General features: G+C 61.6%; 19 protein-coding genes. 10 read left to right on the top strand and 9 right to left on the bottom strand.

Going from position 1 to position 20,103, the window contains the following annotated elements; translation table 11 throughout:
- Nucleotides 1-11: 11 nt before the first annotated feature.
- The 7 genes from groEL to AC04SF_RS00585 all read right to left on the bottom strand — a co-directional run bounded on the left by groEL (nt 12) and on the right by AC04SF_RS00585 (nt 7,905).
- Nucleotides 12-1,643 carry a chaperonin GroEL gene (groEL, locus tag AC04SF_RS00615; protein ID WP_488476059.1) on the bottom strand — a complete coding sequence of 544 codons (1,632 nt, stop codon included), beginning with the start codon at nt 1,641-1,643 and terminating at the stop codon, nt 12-14.
- Nucleotides 1,644-1,720: 77 nt separating this feature from the next.
- Nucleotides 1,721-2,518 carry an iron-sulfur cluster assembly protein gene (locus AC04SF_RS00610; RefSeq protein WP_488476058.1) on the bottom strand — a complete coding sequence of 266 codons (798 nt, stop codon included), beginning with the start codon at nt 2,516-2,518 and terminating at the stop codon, nt 1,721-1,723.
- Between the two features lie 5 nt (nt 2,519-2,523).
- Nucleotides 2,524-3,546: an amidohydrolase family protein gene (locus AC04SF_RS00605; protein ID WP_488476057.1), complete on the bottom strand. Its 1,023-nt coding sequence runs from the start codon at nt 3,544-3,546 to the stop codon at nt 2,524-2,526.
- Between the two features lie 74 nt (nt 3,547-3,620).
- Nucleotides 3,621-3,992: an MmoB/DmpM family protein gene (locus AC04SF_RS00600; RefSeq protein WP_096455128.1), complete on the bottom strand. Its 372-nt coding sequence runs from the start codon at nt 3,990-3,992 to the stop codon at nt 3,621-3,623.
- A gap of 17 nt (nt 3,993-4,009) precedes the next feature.
- Entirely contained in the window at nt 4,010-5,068 is a 1,059-nt protein-coding gene (locus tag AC04SF_RS00595) for an aromatic/alkene monooxygenase hydroxylase subunit beta (protein WP_096455126.1), read from the bottom strand.
- A 47-nt stretch (nt 5,069-5,115) separates the two neighbouring features.
- On the bottom strand, nt 5,116-6,177 hold the full coding sequence (locus AC04SF_RS00590; protein ID WP_111547140.1) for an NADH:ubiquinone reductase (Na(+)-transporting) subunit F: 1,062 nt from the start codon (nt 6,175-6,177) through the stop codon (nt 5,116-5,118).
- A 54-nt stretch (nt 6,178-6,231) separates the two neighbouring features.
- Entirely contained in the window at nt 6,232-7,905 is a 1,674-nt protein-coding gene (locus tag AC04SF_RS00585) for an aromatic/alkene/methane monooxygenase hydroxylase/oxygenase subunit alpha (protein ID WP_202351141.1), read from the bottom strand.
- Between the two features lie 554 nt (nt 7,906-8,459).
- Between AC04SF_RS00585 and AC04SF_RS00580 the strand changes: the two genes are divergently transcribed.
- Genes AC04SF_RS00580 through AC04SF_RS00565 form a run of 4 tightly spaced genes read left to right on the top strand, consistent with a single transcriptional unit; the run spans nt 8,460 to nt 10,599 of the window.
- Nucleotides 8,460-8,933 (top strand): hypothetical protein, encoded by a 474-nt coding sequence (locus AC04SF_RS00580; RefSeq protein WP_488476056.1) that lies wholly within the window; start codon nt 8,460-8,462, stop codon nt 8,931-8,933.
- Nucleotides 8,930-9,253, top strand: coding sequence for a hypothetical protein (locus AC04SF_RS00575; RefSeq protein ID WP_488476055.1), 324 nt, complete (start codon nt 8,930-8,932; stop codon nt 9,251-9,253). Before AC04SF_RS00580 ends, AC04SF_RS00575 begins: the two co-directional genes overlap by 4 nt.
- A gap of 28 nt (nt 9,254-9,281) precedes the next feature.
- The gene (locus tag AC04SF_RS00570; RefSeq protein ID WP_488476054.1) at nt 9,282-10,394 is read left to right on the top strand and encodes a WD40 repeat domain-containing protein; all 1,113 of its coding nucleotides are present in this window, start codon (nt 9,282-9,284) and stop codon (nt 10,392-10,394) included.
- Between the two features lie 31 nt (nt 10,395-10,425).
- Nucleotides 10,426-10,599, top strand: coding sequence for a hypothetical protein (locus AC04SF_RS00565; protein WP_202351142.1), 174 nt, complete (start codon nt 10,426-10,428; stop codon nt 10,597-10,599).
- A gap of 13 nt (nt 10,600-10,612) precedes the next feature.
- Here the strand turns inward: AC04SF_RS00565 and AC04SF_RS00560 are convergent, their stop codons facing one another.
- Nucleotides 10,613-11,122, bottom strand: a complete 510-nt coding sequence (locus tag AC04SF_RS00560; RefSeq protein WP_488476053.1) for a hypothetical protein — start codon at nt 11,120-11,122, stop codon at nt 10,613-10,615.
- 195 nt (nt 11,123-11,317) lie between these two features.
- Between AC04SF_RS00560 and AC04SF_RS00555 the strand changes: the two genes are divergently transcribed.
- Genes AC04SF_RS00555 through AC04SF_RS00545 form a run of 3 tightly spaced genes read left to right on the top strand, consistent with a single transcriptional unit; the run spans nt 11,318 to nt 14,971 of the window.
- Complete coding sequence (locus AC04SF_RS00555) at nt 11,318-12,532, top strand: glycosyltransferase family protein (RefSeq protein WP_096455114.1); 1,215 nt, start codon at nt 11,318-11,320, stop codon at nt 12,530-12,532.
- Nucleotide 12,533: 1 nt separating this feature from the next.
- A complete protein-coding gene (locus AC04SF_RS00550) occupies nt 12,534-13,778 on the top strand; it encodes a glycosyltransferase family 4 protein (protein ID WP_488476052.1) in 1,245 nt (414 codons plus the stop codon).
- Complete coding sequence (locus AC04SF_RS00545; RefSeq protein ID WP_488476051.1) at nt 13,775-14,971, top strand: glycosyltransferase family protein; 1,197 nt, start codon at nt 13,775-13,777, stop codon at nt 14,969-14,971. The genes AC04SF_RS00550 and AC04SF_RS00545 overlap by 4 nt, the downstream gene beginning before the upstream one ends.
- A 108-nt stretch (nt 14,972-15,079) precedes the next feature.
- On the opposite strand, the gene AC04SF_RS00540 is transcribed toward AC04SF_RS00545, so the two are convergent.
- Entirely contained in the window at nt 15,080-15,751 is a 672-nt protein-coding gene (locus AC04SF_RS00540) for a class I SAM-dependent methyltransferase (protein WP_488476050.1), read from the bottom strand.
- Between the two features lie 162 nt (nt 15,752-15,913).
- On the opposite strand from AC04SF_RS00540, the gene AC04SF_RS00535 reads away from it, so the two are divergent.
- The 3 genes from AC04SF_RS00535 (at nt 15,914) to AC04SF_RS00525 (ending at nt 20,103) form a co-directional block, all read left to right on the top strand.
- Nucleotides 15,914-18,628, top strand: coding sequence for an ABC transporter transmembrane domain-containing protein (locus AC04SF_RS00535; protein WP_488476049.1), 2,715 nt, complete (start codon nt 15,914-15,916; stop codon nt 18,626-18,628).
- Nucleotides 18,629-18,723: 95 nt separating this feature from the next.
- Entirely contained in the window at nt 18,724-19,173 is a 450-nt protein-coding gene (locus AC04SF_RS00530; protein WP_096455104.1) for a cyclic nucleotide-binding domain-containing protein, read from the top strand.
- A gap of 75 nt (nt 19,174-19,248) precedes the next feature.
- On the top strand, nt 19,249-20,103 hold the full coding sequence (locus AC04SF_RS00525) for an MBL fold metallo-hydrolase (RefSeq protein ID WP_488476048.1): 855 nt from the start codon (nt 19,249-19,251) through the stop codon (nt 20,101-20,103).

The following is a 20,103-nucleotide window of genomic DNA, read 5'->3' as shown; positions in this document are numbered from 1 at the left end:
TCTGGATTGCTTCAGGCGCGGCCGAGCTTTTCGGAGCCGCCGCCACGTGCCGGCCCGGCTGTCGGATCCTCATCCTCTGCAAGATCGCCAATCAGCGTCTCGGTGGTCAGGATCAGCGTCGCCACGGACGCCGCGTTGGCGAGCGCGGTGTAGGTGACGCGGACCGGATCGATGATCCCAGCCTCGAACATGTTCTGGTAGGCGCCGGTCGAGGCGTTGTAGCCGTAGCCGCCATTGATGCGGGTGACCTCGGTCACCACGGCTTCGGGATCGGCGCCGGCATTGGCGGCGATGCGCCACAGCGGGCGCGACAGCACCGAGCGCACCAGGCGCACGCCCTCGGCGACATCGCCATCGACGCCGGCCGCCACTTTGTCGAGCAGTGGCGCGATCTGGGCAAGCGCCGAGCCGCCGCCGGCGACGACGCCCTCTTCGGAGGCGGCGCGCACCGCATTCAAGGAATCCTCGATCAGCTGGATGGTCCGTTTCTGCTCGACCGGCGTGACGCCGCCGGCATAGAGGATCGCGGTGCCGCCGGAGAGCTTGGCCAGGCGTTCGCGCAGCTTGTCCTGGTCGATGTTGGGCTGCGAGGCTTCATACTGCCGCTGCACCTGGGCGCGGCGCGAGGCGATCGCCGCATGGTCGCCGCCGCCGCGGATGATCGAGGTGTAGGACGAACTGGTCTTCACCCGGTCGGCGGTGCCGAGATCCTCGGCGGTGACATCCTCGAGCCGGCCGCCGAGATCGCGCGCGATCACCTTGCCGCCGGTGATGATGGCCAGATCCTCCATCATCGCCTTGCGCCAATGGCCATATTCCGGCGGATGGACGACTAGGTATTTTCCAGGTCCCTGCTTGCCGAGCAGCGTCACCACCACTTCCGGCGACATTTCCTCGGACACGATCAGCAGCGGCCGGCCATCCTCGTCGGCGATGCGGCGAACCGCGTCGAGCTGCCCGGGCTCCTTGATCTTGAGATCGGTCATCAGGATGTAGGGCCGTTCGAGAACAGCCTCCATCTTCTCCTGATCGGTCACCATGTGATGAGAGAGATATCCGCGTTCGAAGGACATGCCTTCGACGACGTCAAGCGTTGTTTCGGTGGTGACGCTGAAGTCGGTTGTGATGACGCCTTCGATCCCGACGCGCTGATGGGCCTCCGCCACCAGTGCGCCGAGCTTGGCATTGGTGGCGGCGATGTTGGCGACCGACGCCAGGATGCCGTTGCCTTTGGCCGGTTTGGCGGAAGCCTTGAGCGCGGCCACCACCGCCGCCACGGCAAGGTCGATGCCCTTGCAGAGATCGACGGATTTCACGCCCCGTTCATTCGCCTCGACACCACCCTGGATCAGCGCATTGGCAAGCACGATGGCCGTCGTCGTGCCGTCGCCGGCGATCTCGTTGGTCTGCATCGACACTTCGCGGACGACTTGCGCACCCATGTTTTCGAAACGGTCGTGCAGCTCGATCTCGGAAGCGATGCTGACCCCGTCGCGGGTGACCATCGGCGTGCCGATCGGCCGGTCGATCATGGCGTTCATGCCTTTGGGGCCGAGCGTCGGCTCGACGGCAGCGGCGAGCCGGAAGACACCGCGGGCGAGCGCGCGTCGGGCGTCCGAATTGTGGAGCATTATCTTGGGCATGATTCCTCCTTCCGCCTTACGGGCGGCTTGTTGGTTGGGGGCCTCGTGCAAGGGAGGCCGTTGCTGTCAGCTCTGCTTCAGGCGCTCGGCGCGGTTCGTGCCGGCACGCGATCCATGATGAAATCGACCAGCGTCGGTTCGCCGTCGACCACATCCAGTTCCTTGTAGCGGGTCTGCTTGAGCCCCCGGCACAGCGCGCCGTTGAACTCCATGTTGATGCGCACACCGCGCAGTTCGGCGAGATGGGCGCTGAGGGCGCCAGGCGGAATGCGCTGCCCTTCCCAGGTCACGAAGACGGGATCGTCCGCCCTGCGATCGGGAAACCGCTCGAGCAGCGCCGCCCGGTATCGCGGCTGCTGTTTGGCCGCCTCGCCCGGCTCGAACCGCGCGACGTCATAGGCCGGCAGGCCCATGCCGAGGATTTCGCGATCGGTCAGGCCGTGCGCCTTGAGGCCGCGCAGGACCGCTTCCTGGCGCCGCTTGAAGGCCTTCATCGCAAAGGTTTCGCGCAAGCCGCCGAGATCCTGGTCCTCGGCGAGCACGGCGAAGATATCGCCGAAGCTCTTGCCTTCCGCCATGCCGCGATTGACCTCTTCCGCAAACATGTGGTCGTGCAGCTTGACGCGATAGGCCGGCGCCCAGGAGAGCTGGTCGAGCGCCTTGCGCACGCCGTCCAGCATCAGGAAGGCGAAGTTGGGCGAGCACCAGTAGGTCGGCAGGCGGAAGTCGATCTCCACGCTGCCGTCGCCCTTCACCTCGCCCCTCTCGACGAAGCCCATCTCGGTGATGGGTTCGTCGAGTTCGGGGTCGTTGACCTCACCAAGGCGCCGCCAGAGTTCGTTCTGGCGGCCGCCGGAAACGCTGGCGGTGGCCATGGCCCCTACTCCGCCGCGATGCTGAAGGGCGAGCTGGCAAGCGCCTTCTTCTTGGCTTCGATGTCGATGTTGTAGAGACGCGCGGCGTTGAGGCCGAGGATCTTCTCCTTGATCTCGTCGGTCAGCTGCACGCCGCGTTCGGCGGCGATATCCTGCGGGATCTGGTAGGCCCAGAACTTCTCGACCAGCCAGCGCGGCGTCCAAATCGCATAGTCGGAACCGAACAGGATCTTCTCCGGCCCGAGCCAGAACAGCAGTTCGGCGATGACCTCGCCAAAATAGCGCGGTCGCGCGTGGATGAAGGGCAGCGCCACGGCCAGGCCGCCATAGACATTGGTTTCCTGCGTCGCGATCCAGCAGAAATCGTCGAGACGCGGCAGGCCGCAATGCTCGATGATCCAGTTGAGGTTTTGGAAATCCGTCGCCGCGTGATCGACGTCATGGACATCGAAGGCATCCTTCGAGAGCGGGATGATGGTCGGGCCTTTGTGGACGTGGATGTTCCTGATGCCGAGCTTGTCGCAGAGTTCGAAGCATTTGTAGGCATCGGGATCGGTGAGCTTCCACCCCTTGGAGGCGCCGTTCCACTCGGCCGTGTACATCTTCACGCCCTTGACGTTGTAGGTCTCCTTGAGGAAGTGGATGTACTCCAGCGCCTTTTCGCCATCGCGCGGATCGAAGGCGCCGTTGACGATGAAGCGCTCGGGATAGCGCTTGGCCACTTCGGCGTTGCGCTCGATGGTGTTGAAGCCGTTCTTGTAGAAGTCTTTGAGATAGGTCGACTGGACGATCGCCACATCGTCAGGGCCGTCGATGAACAGATCGCGATAGAGATCGTCGGCGCTGTATTTCTCGAACTTGCTCTTCTCCCACAGCTGTTCCTTCGGGCTCAAGCCCGTGTGGTAGGCATAGAAGCACTCGATGAACTGCTTGCCGTGGATGTTCTTCTGGTTTTCCGGGCTGCCGTCCCAGAAATGGGTGTGGCCGTCGACCACGAAAATGTCCTTGCCTTCCGGTGTTCTGTACATGGTTGCCTCCGCAGCAATCGCGTTGATCGGTTGGGCGCGCCGCACCCGGCGGCGCGCCGGATTTTTTGGGGCGGCTATTCGATGTACTCGAACATCTCATCCATGTTGCCGAACAGGATCACGGTGTTGTCGTCGACGCGCACCATGCGGCCGTAATGGGTGGAGGTGTTGACCTCGAAGGTCTCGGCCGAAATCTCGCGGCCGAGATACTCGCCGATCGCGTCCATCTTGAAGATCAGCTTGCCGTCGCCATCGATGCGGATCAGCGCTGGCTGGTAGGTGATGGTCACCCCCGGCTTCTGCCCCATGAATTCGGCTATGGCTCTCGCCTCGACCGAGTCGTTCATGGTGACGCCGCACTGATGCGAGATCGTCTGCTCGAAGGTGATGTCCTTCATCGCCTTGAAGATATTGGAATGCGTTGCGTCGCGTGCTGCTAGTGACATGACGATTTCTCCCTGTTTCAGCGCTTGAGGCCGAGTTCGCCGAGGATCTGGCCAATCCGTTCCTCGGATTTGGCGCGGACATCGACGAAAGCGACCGGCTTGGAATGCGGCATCGACCAGATCGGCTGCAGGCCGGTGGCTGCCTTGTCGGCGAGCGCGCCGTGCTTCTTGACCCAGCCCTGGAACAGCTTCTTGTTCGCCGCCCCATGCTTCTCGTCGTTGGCGAGCATGTGGATGAGGTCGATCGTGTTGGCGAGGTTGCGCTCGTAGTCGGCCTCGGCCGCCGAAATCACCGCCGGCGTGATGAAGTCGTGGTTGGCGGCGGCGATCTGCATCAGGAAGCCGGAGCGGAACACCTCGCCGACCAGCGGCTCGAAGACGATGTTGATGGCGAAATACTGCTCGAGATAATCGGTCGCGCCCATGATGGTCTCGACCGCTTCGCGCGTGCCTTGCCAGTTCTTGTCCTCGAGCCAGGCCTTCTTGCCGAGTTCGTCGTCCCAGCCGGGCAGGTCCATGCCGATCTCGGCAAGGTAGAGCGTGATATCCTGGGCGAGCCGGAGCTTGTAGGACGAGTTGGTCAGCGTCGCGTTGTTGATCATCTGGGTGTAGCCGTAACGCTGCGCCTGCATCAGCGAGGTGCCGAGCCCGAATTCGGCGTGTTTCCAGGCGCCGAGCTGGGTCTGCAGGATCTTCACCCAGGCCTTGTCGAAGGTTTTCGGCGCGCCCGACTTGCGGGCATTGTTGATGACGCTCTGCACCATCGTCTCGATCTTCGACTGGCGCTGGTAGTGCGTGCGCTCCCACTCCTGGTCGGGAGCGCGGAAGGCATGCCAGTTGGAGCTCTGGGCGGCGGTGTTCTGCTTGACATAGGCGCCCTTGCCGTCGGCGAAGGAGATGATCCAGTCCTGGATCAGATAGCGTTCCGGATCGGGCTGAACGTCGACCGTCATGTCCTCATAGTGGGTCGCACGCTGGCCTTTCGGCTCGAAATACCGGTATTTCCGGCTGTCGGAGTCGGCGAAGATCGCAGCACCGGCGGCTCCGGATCCGACTGAACTCGAGGTTGCAGGCATAGTCTCTCTCCCTTGTTGCGATTGTGGTTGGCTTGGCATGGCCGCCCTCAATGGGCCGGCGTTGCACCTGCCGAAGTGGTGAATTTGTCGAAGAAGATCCGCTCCGTTTCGAAGCCGTTCATGAACAGCACCGGCTGCAGCGCATCGATCATCGGCGGCGGGCCACAGGCATGGACATCGCCCTGCCCGTCGACCGCCAGTTGCTTGAGCTTGGCGTCGACACTCTGGTGCACGAAGCCACGCTCGCCCTGCCATTCGGCGTCGTCATTGGCGTGCGACAGCACGGGAATGAAGGTGACGTCGGAATGATTGCCGACCAGCTCGGCGATCCTGTCGAGGTAGAACAGGTCGTTGCGGGTGCGGGCGCCGTAGAAGAAATAGACCGGACGTTTCTCGCCGCTCTTGAGGTGATCGTTGAGGATCGACCAGATCGGCGACATGCCCGATCCGGCGCCGACAAGGATCAGGGGTCCTTGCCGTTCGTCGCGGCGGAAGCAGGTTCCGTAAGGTCCGACGACGGTGACTTCGGCTCCGGCCCTGATGCCTCCGGAATCGAGTTCTCCAGAGAACTTTCCCTCAGGGTATTTTTTGATGATGAAGGAGAGTTTTTGGGTTTGGTCCGGCGTATTTGCCATGGAGAACGAGCGCGTAATCGTCTCCCCTTTTTGCGTGGTAACCGTGATGTCGACATATTGCCCCGCCCAGAACTTCATTGGGGAGCCGAGTTCGATCTCGATGCCGCGAATGTCGTGGGTCAGCTGCTCGATGCGAGCAATCCGGCCCTTGTACGTTTTCACGGCGATCGCTTTCGCCAGAATCTCCTCGTCGTAGTTGAGAAGCTCGACTTCCAGGTCGGAGTAGGCGATGCAGCGGCACAACAGCACGTGCCCGCTTTCCTTCTCCATGTCGTTCAGGGCGAAGGTCGAGTATTTCAGCATGTCGACCTCGCCTTCGAGCAACACGCTTTTGCAGGCCGAGCATTGCCCTTCCTTGCAGCCGTGCGGCAGGGCGATGCCCTGACGGAAAGCGGCGTTGAGCACCGTTTCGCCATTCTCGACCTCGAATTCGACGCCGACCGGGCTGAGCCTGACCGTGTGGGTTTCCGACATACGGACCTCCAGTGAAAGGAAGGGGCGGGACGAACCCGCCCCCCTTTGGCCTGATCAGTTGCAGGGATTGATCGTGAAGCCGGCCCGGTATTCAGCCAGGTGCTTCTCACGATCGGCGGGCGACATGGCGCGCAGCGCGTTGAGCGGCGATCCGAGCGTGTTGCCGCGCACATCGTCGAGCGTCCACATTTCCTTGTCGTCGAAGCGCAGATGCGGCTGCGGAACCAGCGTCTTGCCGTCGGAGCGGACGAAGTTCAGGTCCTTGATGGCGTCGGCCAAGTCCCAGCCGTCATAGAGCGTCTCCCATTCGCGCTTGCCGCTGAAGCGGCCCATCGCGGGCGTCGGACGGCCTTGATACTCGTCGGCGAAGGCGACCGTTGCGGTCCAGCGGTCGAGTTCGTGGGCGAAGGTGTAGAGTTCGCCATTGATCTCGCCGACCACCATGTCCTCGCGGATCAGGCAAGGGACGAGGCACGACCAGCAGCGGTGCGGATAGACGTAGCCGACATCGCTGTTGAACAGCAGCACCTTCTCGCCCTTATGGCTGAGCTTGGCGTACCATTTCCAGAAGTCGCCGAACTCGGCGTACCAACCTGGGTACTTGTGCTCGAACCACTCGAAGTCCTTGTCGGTCTGGGCTTCGATGCGCCAGAAATTGACCGGCCAGCCGACCGCGAAGAACTGGCCGACCTTGTGGACGTAATTCTTCTTGGTGATGCGTTCCCAGGCTGCCTGGACGTCGTCGTGATGGACCTTGATGCCGTACTTCTCGAGCGGCAGCATGTAGGTGCGGTAGTAGTCCTCATAGATCCAGCGGTGCCACATCTCCGCGTAAGACTCCTTGTTCTTGTCGCGGTTGGTGGTGCCGTATTCGATAAAGGTGCCGATGGCCGCATCGACGATCGCGTGGTTCTGCCAGAAGGCGTAACGCAGGTCGCGCTCGAGCAAAAGGTGGTTTTCCGGCTCCTTGAGCGCCGCCATCAGCAGCGAGTGGCCATTGCCGATATGCCGGCTTTCGTCGGACTGCACCGACAGGAAGACGGTCGGCAGCGCATAGTCGCCGTTGCGGGCGGCTTCCGAAGGCATGGCGACGAACAGCGTGTTGGTGAAGGCAGTCTCGGCGACCACGGTCAGATACATGCAGGCGGCGGTCATCGTGTCGCCGGTGATGAAGCCTTCGGCGAACTGGCGGCCGATGGTGGTGGCGTAGCATTTTCCGAAGGCTTCCTCGGTGATGTCGAAGCCGGCCGGATCGATGTAGTTCTCCATGTACCATTTCTTCAGATTCATCTGGATCGTCGAGTGACGGAACTCGTCGATCATCTGCATGGTGAAGCCGGTTCTGAGTTCCTCGCCAGGTGCAATGCGGGCGACCATCGCCATCGAGCGGGCGGCGGAGATTTCCGGGAAGGGAATGATGGCCAGGAACAGCTTCATCCACTCGACCCAGCGCGGTTCGACATTGCGGAACATGTCGCCACGCAAGGCCGCATCGAGCGCACCGTAGACGCGGTTGTCCTTCTCTTCCTGCATGGGGAAGTAGGACCGCAAGACCTGCTTCATCGGGTCGCGCGGCGTCTTGTTGATCTTGTAGTCGGTCGGAAACGTCATCGCTTCCTGGACGTAGGAAGGATTCCAGCCGAGATCGGCAATCTTCTTGGTCGCCTCGCCGACGGAGATGCCGCGTTGCGAGGTAATCTTGTTGAGCGTCAGAGACGTCATGGTCATAAGCCTCCACCAGGTTTGAGCCGCAGGTCCCTTGACCCCGGCATGAAGCGGCAAAGCACCGCCAGTGAGAGTGCGAGCGGCATGACAAAGGGTTGCGCGCCAAGGCGCGACCCGAGGTCCGGCCGTTCAAGTGGATCGGGGCAAAGGTTTCGAGACGTCTGGCAGGGAGCCGCGGCGCCAACCGCAATTGCGATGGGCGTATCGAAGCGGTCCTGCTTTCCTCCGTTCCTTCGTTCTTTTGGCACCGCGTCAAGCGCGATGGGCTTCTTGTGAAAATGAACAAAGCAAGCGCCGTGCCAGTTTTGAAATGGCGCCCGTGACCGGTTCTCAAAACAAGATCGTAGCTCTTTCGGCGCGATACCCGGTATCCAACTGTAACATTCTTTTACAGATGTAACTTACGGCTGTAATATTCAACATATATTCGCATGTGCAATATGTTTATTTAGCAGTCGCAGCAAATATCAAAAATCACATTGTCTGTTTAACTCTTGGTCTTTCCGGACTATTTGAAGGCGACGGTCCATCGATGGGCTTTGCGCTGGAGAAAGACCATGCCGAACGACAAGGACAGCCGAGGATCACCCGGGCCAATGTCCAGCCATGCCGACGGCGTCACCGGCGATCTCGTCAAGCTGATGCCCCGCGATCTGGTCTTCGTCATGCGCTTCATGGGCGAGAGCCAGCATCGCCTGCAGAGCCATTTTCAGGACTTCATCCGGGCCGAGCTTGCCGCTGGCGGCATCGACACGGAGACGCATCCGATGATCCATCTGTTCATCGAAAGCCACGCGATCCTGCTGCGTGACTTCGTATTCTCCGGCGTTTCGCTGACGCGCCAGTTCCGTGTCGAGGAGATCGAACGCCTGACCGGTGACACCACATCGATGATCCGCGTCGACATCTGGGACCAGCTCAAGAGCCACATCGAGACGGCCGAAAAACAGTTCCAGTCGCAGGCCGGCACACTGCCCAGATTGCTGTCGGCTTTTGAAAAACCGCAGGGATCTTCGGGGAGCGAAACATGACCAAAGCATCCGACACTGCCCAGCGTAACGCGCTGCTCGCTCGCCGGCTCGATCTCGTCGCCAGCGTCTCGGCGCTTACCGCGGAGGCCCTGCGCCTCAATCAGAAACGCGCCGGTATCGAGATGGACGTGCTGCGCCTGGAGCTGGAAATCGGTCGAAGCGGCGCCAGCGCGCAACTGGTGCGGGACTTGCATGAGGCAGAAGGGAGCGCGATGGCGATCATGCAGGCATGCGCGGCTTGCGAGGATCGCATCCTGGCGGCCGAAGGCGATGTCGAGGACGTCGATCGCCGACTGGCCGCAACGGCGAACGAGACCTGACGGGAGAGACAGCATGAACCAGCAGACGATGCAGAACCTGACCTTGTTCGATCTCTTGGGCCGCAGTTGGCAGCGGCAGGCGGCGATCGCCGATCTGCGCTTCAACGCCGACGGTTCGGCTGTCGCTTTCACTTGCGTTGACGGGACCGTCGCCATTGCCGCGGTCGCGGATCACGAGCCGCCGGAAGCGCGGATCAGGGTGAGCAACGATCTCGGCCAGACGACGATCCGCCCCAGGGAAAAGCCCCCGGTGCCATTGATTGCCACTGCAGCATTCGCTGACGGCGATATCCCACTCGCCGTCCATGGCGATTCCGGCTTTCTGGCCGGCGGGGCCAGCGGCGAGGTGCTGCATCTGACCGCCGGCGGTGACGCAGCGGGCGCTCTGCTCAAGATCGAGGGACCGGTCGTCGCCATCGACCACAGCGCCAAAGCGGGCAAGACAGTCGTCAGCAGCGGGCACGATGTCTTCCTGTCGCACGGCCAAGGCGATGCCGTGCGACTGGAACGCGATGTGGCATCATCGACAGATGCCCTCGCCTTCTCGCCAGACGGGCGGTGCCTTGCCTGCGGCCTTGATGAAGAGCTGTCGGTCTGGGCGGCCGAAGGCGACGCGGCCTTGATACGGAACATCCCCCTTTCCGCCCGCCCGGTGTCGATCCGTTGGAGCAGAGACGGCATCTGGCTGGCTTGCGGGCTCGAAGCCGGCGGTTTTGCCCTGGTCAGCCTTGCCGAGGGCCGCGCCGACATCGTCGCGGGCTTTCCATCGCCGGTCCGCACCGTGTGCTGGAGCCAGCCGGCGAATGCGCTGTTTGCCTCGGGCGCTTTTCGAATCGCCGGCTGGTCGATGACCGCCCCGCCTGTTGACGGCGAAACCTCCGGCGCCCTGGAGACGGGCCGCGCCGGGCTGGTTCTGGTCGAGGCGGTGGCGGCGCACCCGGAAAAGAAGCTGATTGCCGCGGGCTACGCCAACGGCCGGATCACGATCGCCCAGATCGGCGGGCGGGACGAACTCCTGGTCAGGCCCCTGGGCAGCGCCGTCACAGCTCTCGCCTGGTCCGGCGACGGACGGCACCTGGCAATGGGGTCTGTCGATGGCACCGCCGCAATCGTCACTTTTCCCGCGCAGATGTTCAAATAGCGGACGCCGTCCGCAGATACAGGAGGATAAAATGCAGACCGAACTCACCCCAGAGGACAAGAGCAAGGACGAATTTTTCGAGCGGCTGGCCGAGTTGTCGCAAGAAATGGTGGCCAAGCATGGCAAGGATTTCAGCATGGGCGCGCTGGTGCTCGCCGCCCGCTGGATCGCCGAGAACCGCGTCGGCAAGCTGAAGACCAACTAAGGCTTGTTGAGATTCAGGTCAGGCCGAGCCGAAAATGGTGGCTTTCGAGAACCGGAGCGGAGCGGACATCCGGGTCCGGGAGCACCGGAAGCGCAGAAAGCCGCCGTTTGCAGGCCGGCATCACCTGAATCTCAACACACCTTAGACCGCCGCAGGAAATATTTGAGGCTTCACCAACAATCGGGATCAATCGAGCGATTTTTTGCAGCTCGCGACATTTTGATGGCGCGCTCAGTCCGTATCGCAATGTGAGCGCGGGCATCCACTCGATTCCTGCCGAGTTTCCGGCTAGCTTGGGTGCTAGATGGCTCAGTTCCGGTGGGTGAATCACAGTCAGACCGACCGTCAAGAGATTGACGGGCAGCACCTTTGGTCTCCCAGGACCGAGAGCAATCGCGCGCGAAGTGAGGTCTACGACAATATGCGCCGTGCGACGCCCGGCGCCACTTTCAGTAACGAGGCGCTTTGTCGCGGCGGCTCGAATAGCCTGACCTTTGAAGTGATTAATAAGCTTGGACGACATTGTCGAACGTCGTATAGCGGACGACGATCAGCTTGAATGCACTATCAGGAAGAGCGTCATCCTTGGACCGTTTGGTTGTACAACTTGAAATTGTGGCCTGATGTTCAGAACAGGTCGGTAGGCCCGTGAGGGTGGTTTCGAAGCCTGCGGGTCGCCCACGACCCTCAAAGCGAGAGTTCTAAAAGACGTTCAACAATGACCCAGCACGCACAAGACGCTCGAATTCTCATGTACAGCCACGACACGTTCGGGCTCGGCCACTTGCAGCGCTGCCGGACGATCGCGCATTCGCTGGTCGAGGATTTCCGCGGACTTCAGGTGCTTATCATTTCGGGTGCGACTATCGCTGGCGCCTTCGACTACCGCGCCCGCGTCGACTTCGTGAAGATCCCCAGCGTCATCAAGTTGCGCAACGGCGAATACACCTCGCTGGAAAAGGATATCGATCTGCATGAGACGCTAAGGATGCGCCAGTCGATCATCCGCCACACAGCCGAGACCTTCCGGCCGGATATCTTCATCGTCGACAAGGAACCGCTCGGCCTGCGCGGTGAGATTGAGGACACGCTGTCCTACCTCAAGACGCGGGGCACCACGCTCGTGCTTGGCCTGCGCGAGGTGATGGACGCGCCGCATCTGCTCGAAGCCGAGTGGGCACGCAGGGATGTGATGCGCAAGATAGGCCTGTTCTACGACAAGGTCTGGGTCTATGGCCCGCCGGATTTCTACGATCCGTTGACCGGCCTGGATGTGCCGCCGGCAGTCAGGGCAAAGATGAGGTTCCTCGGTTTCCTGCAACGGAGCCTGCAGCGAAACGAGTTGCCCGGCCACCGGCCCGAGGGCGACTATATCCTCGTCACCACCGGTGGTGGCGGCGACGGCGCCGAACTGATCCATGACGTCATCGACGCCTATCAGCAGGATCCGCAATTGCAGCACAGGGCGCTGATCGTGCTTGGGCCTTACATGCCGGCGCGCAAGCGCAACAAGCTGCTCAAGAAGGGGGCCAAGATCCCCTACGTCAAGATCATCGAGTTCGACAACCGCATGGAAGACCTGATTGCCGGGGCCAAGGCGGTGGTGGCGATGGGCGGCTACAACACCTATTGCGAGATACTGTCTTTCGACAAGCCGGCGCTGATCGTGCCGCGCGTCACGCCCCGCGAGGAACAGCTGATCCGCGCTCGGCGCGCGGCCGAACTTGGCCTCGTCGAGATGCTTTTGCCGGAAGAAGCCAAGGATTCCCAGCGGTTTGCCGATGCACTGAAGGTGCTTTCGGACCGGCCCCGCCCATCGCAGAGCAATCCGCATCTGACGCTGGAAGGGTTGCCTCATATTTCCGAAATCGTCGCGGAGCTGCTCGACCGGCGGGCCGGCCATCACCTGTCGGTCATTGAAGGCATGAACTGAATTGCAACATCGCAAGATCGTCGTGGTTCTGAAGGGCTATCCGCGGCTGTCGGAAACCTTCATCGCGCAGGAACTGCTCGGTCTGGAGCGTGCGGGGTTCGATCTGATACTCGTCGCGCTCAGGCGGCCGACCGACGCAAAACGCCACCCTGTGCATGACGAGATCAAAGCGCCCGTCCACTATCTGCCGGAATATCTGCATCAAGAGCCGCTGCGCGTGGTTCGCTCGCTGTTTGCTTGTCTGCCGCGGCCGGGCTTCTGGCGCGCGCTCGGATCGCTGGCTGCCGATATCCCCCGCGACTTTACGCGCAATCGCGTACGCCGCTTCGGGCAAGCGCTTGTGCTGGCGGCCGAATGGCCTGAAGACGCGGGATGGTTGCATGCACATTTCGCGCACACGCCGGCATCGGTGACGCGCTATGCCAGCCAGCTTCGTGGCCTGCCATGGAGTTGCTCGGCCCATGCCAAGGACATCTGGACTTCGGCGGATTGGGACCTGGCCGGCAAGCTTTCCTCGGCGCGCTGGACGGTCACTTGCACGAAAACCGGCTTCGACCGTCTGAAAGCACTGGCCAACGGCAATTCGCCTGTGCATCTGAGCTATCACGGGCTCGACCTTGATCGCTTCGGCAGTTTTAGCGAGGCGCGAAAACAGCACGACGGCTCGGCGCCGGGCGAACCGGTTGTCGTTTTGAGTGTCGGGCGCGCCGTTGCAAAGAAGGGCTACGATACATTGCTGGAGGCCCTTGCCCTCTTGCCTGGCGATTTGGCGTGGCGGTTCGAGCATGTCGGCGGCGGCGAGGAACTGGAACGACTCAAGGTGCTGGCGCGAAAGCTCGGACTGGATGGCCGCGTCTCCTGGAAAGGCGCGCTGGCGCAAAAGGAGGTGCTTGAGCACTACCGAGGCGCCGACATTTTCGCCCTCGCCTGCAGGATCACTGCCAATGGCGACCGTGACGGCCTGCCGAATGTTCTGGTGGAGGCGGCCAGCCAGCGGCTTGCCTGCGTGTCGACCGATATTTCCGGCGTGCCGGAGCTTTTATCGCCCGAGGAAACCGGGCTGCTGGTTCCGACGGAAAACCCGATTGCTCTGGCACAGGCGCTGGAGCGCCTGATCCGCGATCCCATGCTGCGCGCCCGCCTGGGCGACGCCGCGGAGCGGCGCGTGCGAAGCAATTTCGATCATACGGCAAGCATTGGACAGCTCAAGCAACTGTTCCAGCAGGAGTGGCGGGCTGCCGAATGAAGCAGCTGCGCGCTTTCTTCTATGTCCAGCACCTGCTCGGCATCGGCCATCTCGCGCGCGCCAGCCGCATTGCGGCGGCCCTGGTCGATGACGGGTTCGACGTCACTGTCGTGACCGGCGGGGCGCCGATCGCGGGGTTTCCGGGACCAGGGGTAAAATCTGTAGCCCTGCCACCCGTCACCTCCGGCGATGAAGGATTTTCCGGACTGGTCGACCTAAAGGGCAAACCCATCGACGATGATTTCAAGACATTGCGTTCTGGGATGCTGCTGCAGGCATTCCGCGATTGCAGGCCTGACATCGTCATCATCGAGGCGTTTCCATTTGGACGCCGGCAGATGCGTTTCGAACTCTTGCCGCTGATCGAGGCCATTGAGGCGGCGTCGCCCAGGCCGCTGCTGGCGACGTCGGTCCGCGATATCCTTCAGGAGCGCGTCAAGCCGGGCCGAAACGAGGAAACGGTCGATCTCATCAACAGGCATTTCGATCTTGTCATGGTCCACGGCGATCCGGCTTTCGCGACCATCGACAGGACATTTCCACTGGCTGGGGCGATCAAGGCCGAGATCACTTACACAGGGCTCGTTGCCGCGCCGCCGCCGCCCGCGGCCTCCGAGCGCTTCGACGTCCTGGTGTCGGTTGGCGGCGGGGCTGCCGGAAAGAGCCTTGTCAACGCCACCATCGCAGCGGCGCGGAATGCCGACAACGGTTGGAAATGGTGCCTGATTACCGGCCCAAACCTGCCGAAAGACGAGTTTGACGCGATCACACGCGATGCCACGCCGGGCCTGTCCATCTTCCGGTTCCGCGAGGATTTCGCCAGCCTGCTGACCGGCACCCGCCTGTCGGTCTCGCAGGCAGGTTACAACACGGTCTGCGATGTCCTGCGCGCGGGTTGTCGCTCCTTGCTGGTTCCATTCGCAGCCGGCGGCGAAACCGAACAGACGGTTCGCGCCCTGATGCTCGAAGAACTCGGTCTTGCAACGGTGCTGACCGAAAACGACTTGACGCCTGAGGGCTTGGCGCGAGCGATCGAACAGGCACTTGTGGGACCGATGCCATCCGCGCACCGTCTCGACCTGGAAGGCGCGCGTCACTCGGCGCAGATCCTGCGCGAGCGGTATCGAACATGGTCCCTGGAAATGGGGGCTGGTTTCGGAAAGGCCCATGATCAAACAGCCGATGGATCCTAAACGGCCCTGTCGGCTTTCACACGCACCGTGTCTGGCGAGTGCGACGCGCTTCAAGTCCTTGGTTATGCCGTTGTCCCAAAACCGCTGCGCAGTTTTGAGCGAAATGCATCAAACAGTCCCGATCAGCATGAAGCGCGTATATTTTTTTGTCGGCAGTTCGCCGGAAAACCGCACCTCCCGGAGCGCCGCCATGGCTTCGAAGGCTACCAGTGAAGCCACGCAGTTGATATGCGTCGGCTCGCTGAAATAATCGTTGGATTGCAGCAGAACATTCGTGCCTCGCGGAAGCAGGGCAAGCCAGGCGGGGAGATCGGCTATATGTTCGCAGCTCGTATTGACGATCAGGTCGGCCCCCCCGGCCGCATAGTCGAGCGCGTACATATCTGCCGTCAGCGCCTGGAAGCGATCTCCGGCTTGCCGGTTGAGGGTCCGGGCGACCCGCTCGACTTCGGGATCGATGTCGATGCTGTCGACCGCCGCGATGTCGAAGCGGGCGTCGTTGAAAAGCATTGCCGGCAAGACGCCGTACCATCCACCCAGAACCCATATGCGCCCGAACCGGCCGCCGCTGCTTTCGAACAGCCTGTCGAGCGCCCACATCTTGCAGGCGACCTGCTTGTGGTTGAAGGCATTGGCGATATCGGCCTCTGGATGCTTGGCGATGACGCGCGCCAGCCCTGCCACGAGAGGATGGTTGACATAAGCGGCAATTCCCCGCGTGAGGTCCAGGGCCTGCTCGTGCCCGTCCGTGCCGACATTGCGTGGTTGCGTGACATCCATCATATTCGCCTTGTATGTTGGGATTTCGGGCGACACAACGCAATCTTGCCCGCAAAGCCGCCTCGCAGGCTCCGAGCGTGTCGCCGGCGATGATTGCCGATGCGCCGTTCACCAGCCGGTGCTTTTACTTTTGTTCTTTAAACTGAAGGCCCACAGTCGCATATGGAACCCAGCCTAGCCCGCTATATCTGGACACACACCAAGAAGCAGCAGGTCGGGATAGTGTTGATCGTCTTGCTTTCGATGATCCCGTATTTCATGTCCTTCGACCTGCCGAAGCTGATCGTCAATGGCCCGATCCAAGGTCGCGGCTTCGAGCAAGCGGACGCGACCCGGCCATTCCTGAAGCTGCACTATGATCTGCCGTTCTTTGGAGAGGTCCAGTTCTTTTCCGGTTTTCAGCTCGACCGCAAGGAGACGCTGTTTGCCCTCAGTTTTGTGTTCCTGTTGCTGGTCGTTATCAACGGCCTGTTCAAACTCTACATCAACACCTACAAGGGCCGCCTCGGCGAGCGCATGCTGCGGCGTATCCGCTTCGATCTGGTCGATCGTGTGCTGCGGTTCCCGCCGAGTTACTTCACGCGAGTGAAATCCGCCGAAGTGGCGACCATGGTGAAGGACGAGGTCGAGCCGCTGGGCGGCTTCATCGGCGATGCCTTCCTTCAGCCGGTGCTGCTTGGCGGCCAGGCGCTGACGGCCATGCTGTTCATCATGGTTCAGAATGTCTGGCTCGGGATGATAGCGCTCGTCATCGTGGCGATCCAGATCGTGCTCATCCCGCGAATGCGGCGCCGGTTGATCGTGCTCGGGCGCGAACGGCAGCTGACGGCGCGCGCGCTTTCGGGCCGGGTCGGCGAAATCGTCGACGGCATCGGCACGGTTCACGTCCACGATACATCAAACTACGAGCGCGCCGACATAGCTGCCCGGCTCGGGCTCATCTTCAAGATCCGCTTCGATCTTTACCAATGGAAATTCATGGTAAAGTTCCTCAACAATTTTCTCGCACAGGTCACGCCCTTCCTGTTCTACATGATCGGCGGCTATCTGGTCATCCAGGGGCGGCTGGACGTCGGCCAGCTCGTGGCCGTGATCAGCGCCTACAAGGACCTGCCCGGACCGATGAAGGAACTGATCGATTGGGATCAGGCACGGCAGGATGTCCAGGTCAAATATCAGCAGGTCGTTGAACAGTTTACCGTCGAGGATCTCATTGCGCCGAGAATCGGGGCCCTGACAGTCGACGATCCCGGTCCGATGACCGACCCGCTGTCGGCGATCAGTCTGTCCATAGCGGACGATGGCGGTGCCATGCTCCTCGACCGTATCTCCCTCCAGATCAAGCCGGGTGAGACGGTGGCGCTGGTCAGCACCGCAACAGGTGGAGCGGAGGCGCTTGCAGAAGCCTTCGCACGGCTGAACTGGCCGGACAGCGGCAGGGTCGCTTCAGGCGCCGACGATCTGCTTGAACTCCCTGAGGCCGTGACCGGCCGGCGCATGTCCTATGCCTCGTCGGACGTTTTCCTGTTCCAAGCAAGCCTCCGCGATAACCTGCTCTACGGGTTGAAGCATGCGCCGCTGACGTCGGTGACCTATGACGGTGCCGCGGCAGACCAGCGCCGCTGGAACATCAACGAGGCGCGCCGGTCCGGCAATACGGATCTCGATACCCACAGCGACTGGATCGACTACGCTTCCGCTGGCGCCACCGGCCCGCACGACCTCTTTGAAGCCGTGCGCCGGGTGCTCGACGCGGTTGTTCTGTCGCGCGACATCCTGGATCTTGGCCTGCGCTCTTCGGCCGACCTCAAGCGTCACACGGAGCTTCCCAGGCGGATCGTCGAACTGCGCGCGGCGCTGCGGGCCCGGCTGGAACATGAGGGGCTCAGCGGACTGGTGGCTCCTTTCGAACCGGGCGCCTACAACAAGGAAGCAACGATCGGCCAAAACCTGCTCTTCGGCGCCGCCGCCGGCCCCGAACTGGCCGACAGGGCCCTGGCGGCCAATCCCTATTTCGCTTCCGTGCTGAAGCAAGCCGGCCTCGACCGCACGCTCTACGAAATGGGCATGGAGATCGCCGAACAGGCGATCGAGCTGTTCGCCGACCTGCCGCCCGATCACCAGTTCTTCCAGCAGCTCGCCTTCATGAGCGCCGAAGAGATACCCGCCTACGAAACCTTGCTGCAACGGCTCAAGAACCGTCCCTACGAGGCGGTTTCGGAGAGCGATCGAGCCATGATCGTCACCTTGAGTTTTGCCTATATCGAGCCCCGGCACCGTTTCGGCCTGCTGAGCGACGAGCTGATGAGCCAGATCGTCGCCGCTCGCAACCGGTTCTATGAAAACCTGCCGCCCGAGCTGCAGAATGCGGTCGAACGGTATGATCCTGCCAAATACATTGCCGCGGCTACCGTCATGGACAATGTCCTGTTCGGGCGTGTGGGCAACAACCATCCCGACGCGCCGGACCGCATACGCTCCATCGTCTATGACATTCTCGACGAACTGGGGCTTTATGCCGAGCTTCTGGATGTCGGCCTGGACTTCAACGTCGGCGCCGGCGGCAGGCGACTGACCGGTGGACAGCGACAGAAGCTCGATGTTGCCCGTGCCCTCCTCAAGCGTCCCGATTTCCTCATTCTCAACCGGCCGCTGTCGGCGCTCGATCAGCGCATGCAGGACAAGGTGCTGCGCAACGTGCTCGAGGAAGCCAGATGCAACGGCCACTCACCGGCAATTGTGTGGGCCGTGACGAACCCGGCAATGGCGATGATGTTCGATCGCGTCATTGTCTTCGACTCGGGTCAATTGGTGGAAGACGGAACACACGAGACACTTTTGGCCGGGAACGGTATCTTCAAAGAGCTGGTGTCATAGAGAGATGTCTCGCCATCCCGGAAACGGAATTGATTTCATCCGGGCGGCCGTTGCTCTAGTCTGGCAAACGCGAATTTTTGGGAAGGTTTGCGACAATGCTGCTCAAGGATGAGGTTGGAATGCTGCAACGCGTTCCCTTGTTCTCTGGCGTAGAGCCGGCAAAGCTCAAGCTGCTTGCGTTCACATCCGATCGCGTGAGCTACAGCGCCGGCGAGATCCTTTTCCGGCAGGGCGACGAGGGAGACGCCGCTTATGTCATCCTTTCAGGCAGGGCGGATATTCTGGTCGATTCCGACAGCGGACCGATAAAAGTCGCCGAACTGGTGCCAAATTCGATAGTTGGCGAGATCGCCATATTGTGCAACAGCTCCCGCACCGCCACCGTCAGGGCCGCAAGTCAGCTGGAAGCCTTGAGAATCCGCAAGGATCATTTCCTGAGGCTTATGAAGGAGTTCCCGGAAATGACCATCGAGATGGTGCGGGTTCTTGCCGATCGCCTAAGCCATACGACCGCGGATCTGATCGACGCACGAAGCGCCAAGTGACACGTGACGTGAGCTTAGTCCTCGCCGCCGTGATGGCACTGGCTACCATGGGCGACTTGACTGCGAAGGGGTAGCATGGACGACGACGTTTTCCTGGTCAGGTTTTGGGGCGTGCGCGGCAGCATTCCGGTATCGGGGCCAGAATTCTCCCGCTATGGCGGCAACACAAGCTGCATCGAGATGCGGTGCGGCAAGGATACGCTTCTGTTCGATGCAGGCTCTGGCCTGCGGCCTGCCGGCAGGGCGCTTCGGGCGTCGGGCGTGACCGATTTCGACCTGTTTTTCACCCATTGCCACTACGATCACATCATCGGGCTGCCGGCCTTCAAGCCTATCTATGAAAGGGGCTTCAAGGTTACACTTTGGTCCGGGCATCTCGCTGGACGCATGACGACCCGCGAGATGGTCGATGAGTTCATTCGGCCGCCGTGGTTTCCGGTGAAACTGGACATCTGCAAGGCAAATCTCGACTACCGCGATTTCGTATCCGGAGACGTGCTTCGGCCGCGCGAAGGGGTGGTGGTGCGAACCGGCAGTCTTACCCATCCAGGCGGCTGCATAGGCTACCGGGTCGAATGGGGCGGCCGCGTCGTGGCGGTGATCACCGACACCGAGCACGAACCGGGCAAACTCGATCAGGCGGTGCTCCGGCTGATCGAAGATGCCGACCTCGTCATTTACGATTGCACCTACACCGAGGAGGAAATGGAGCGCTACCGCGGCAACGGGCACTCGACATGGCAACAGGGCGTCAAGCTCTGTGAGGCCGCCGGTGCGCGCGGGCTTGCGCTGTTTCACCACGAACCGTCGCGCACCGACGGGGAATTGGACGAGATGGAGAAACTGGCCAAAGACAGGTTTGCCGGCGCTTTTGCCGCGCGGGATGGCCAAACGCTCAAATTTCCGATCTCATTAGACAAAAAGCGCTGA

It is taken from the genome of Mesorhizobium sp. CNPSo 4671 (genome assembly GCF_057784245.1).
This window is presented reverse-complemented; position numbering and strand designations above follow the sequence as displayed.

What these genes read in the sequence shown, in the direction of transcription:
- AC04SF_RS00530 (WP_096455104.1), top strand. Translation starts at nt 18,724, where the DNA reads ATGCTGCTCAAGGATGAGGTTGGAATGCTGCAACGCGTTCCCTTGTTC.
- AC04SF_RS00570 (WP_488476054.1), top strand. Translation starts at nt 9,282, where the DNA reads ATGCAGAACCTGACCTTGTTCGATCTCTTGGGCCGCAGTTGGCAGCGG.
- AC04SF_RS00585 (WP_202351141.1), bottom strand. Translation starts at nt 7,905, where the DNA reads ATGACCATGACGTCTCTGACGCTCAACAAGATTACCTCGCAACGCGGC.
- AC04SF_RS00600 (WP_096455128.1), bottom strand. Translation starts at nt 3,992, where the DNA reads ATGTCACTAGCAGCACGCGACGCAACGCATTCCAATATCTTCAAGGCG.
- AC04SF_RS00560 (WP_488476053.1), bottom strand. Translation starts at nt 11,122, where the DNA reads ATGTCGTCCAAGCTTATTAATCACTTCAAAGGTCAGGCTATTCGAGCC.
- AC04SF_RS00545 (WP_488476051.1), top strand. Translation starts at nt 13,775, where the DNA reads ATGAAGCAGCTGCGCGCTTTCTTCTATGTCCAGCACCTGCTCGGCATC.
- AC04SF_RS00610 (WP_488476058.1), bottom strand. Translation starts at nt 2,518, where the DNA reads ATGGCCACCGCCAGCGTTTCCGGCGGCCGCCAGAACGAACTCTGGCGG.
- AC04SF_RS00535 (WP_488476049.1), top strand. Translation starts at nt 15,914, where the DNA reads ATGGAACCCAGCCTAGCCCGCTATATCTGGACACACACCAAGAAGCAG.
- AC04SF_RS00595 (WP_096455126.1), bottom strand. Translation starts at nt 5,068, where the DNA reads ATGCCTGCAACCTCGAGTTCAGTCGGATCCGGAGCCGCCGGTGCTGCG.
- AC04SF_RS00525 (WP_488476048.1), top strand. Translation starts at nt 19,249, where the DNA reads ATGGACGACGACGTTTTCCTGGTCAGGTTTTGGGGCGTGCGCGGCAGC.
- AC04SF_RS00605 (WP_488476057.1), bottom strand. Translation starts at nt 3,546, where the DNA reads ATGTACAGAACACCGGAAGGCAAGGACATTTTCGTGGTCGACGGCCAC.
- AC04SF_RS00540 (WP_488476050.1), bottom strand. Translation starts at nt 15,751, where the DNA reads ATGGATGTCACGCAACCACGCAATGTCGGCACGGACGGGCACGAGCAG.
- groEL (WP_488476059.1), bottom strand. Translation starts at nt 1,643, where the DNA reads ATGCCCAAGATAATGCTCCACAATTCGGACGCCCGACGCGCGCTCGCC.
- AC04SF_RS00580 (WP_488476056.1), top strand. Translation starts at nt 8,460, where the DNA reads ATGCCGAACGACAAGGACAGCCGAGGATCACCCGGGCCAATGTCCAGC.
- AC04SF_RS00590 (WP_111547140.1), bottom strand. Translation starts at nt 6,177, where the DNA reads ATGTCGGAAACCCACACGGTCAGGCTCAGCCCGGTCGGCGTCGAATTC.
- AC04SF_RS00555 (WP_096455114.1), top strand. Translation starts at nt 11,318, where the DNA reads ATGACCCAGCACGCACAAGACGCTCGAATTCTCATGTACAGCCACGAC.
- AC04SF_RS00565 (WP_202351142.1), top strand. Translation starts at nt 10,426, where the DNA reads ATGCAGACCGAACTCACCCCAGAGGACAAGAGCAAGGACGAATTTTTC.
- AC04SF_RS00575 (WP_488476055.1), top strand. Translation starts at nt 8,930, where the DNA reads ATGACCAAAGCATCCGACACTGCCCAGCGTAACGCGCTGCTCGCTCGC.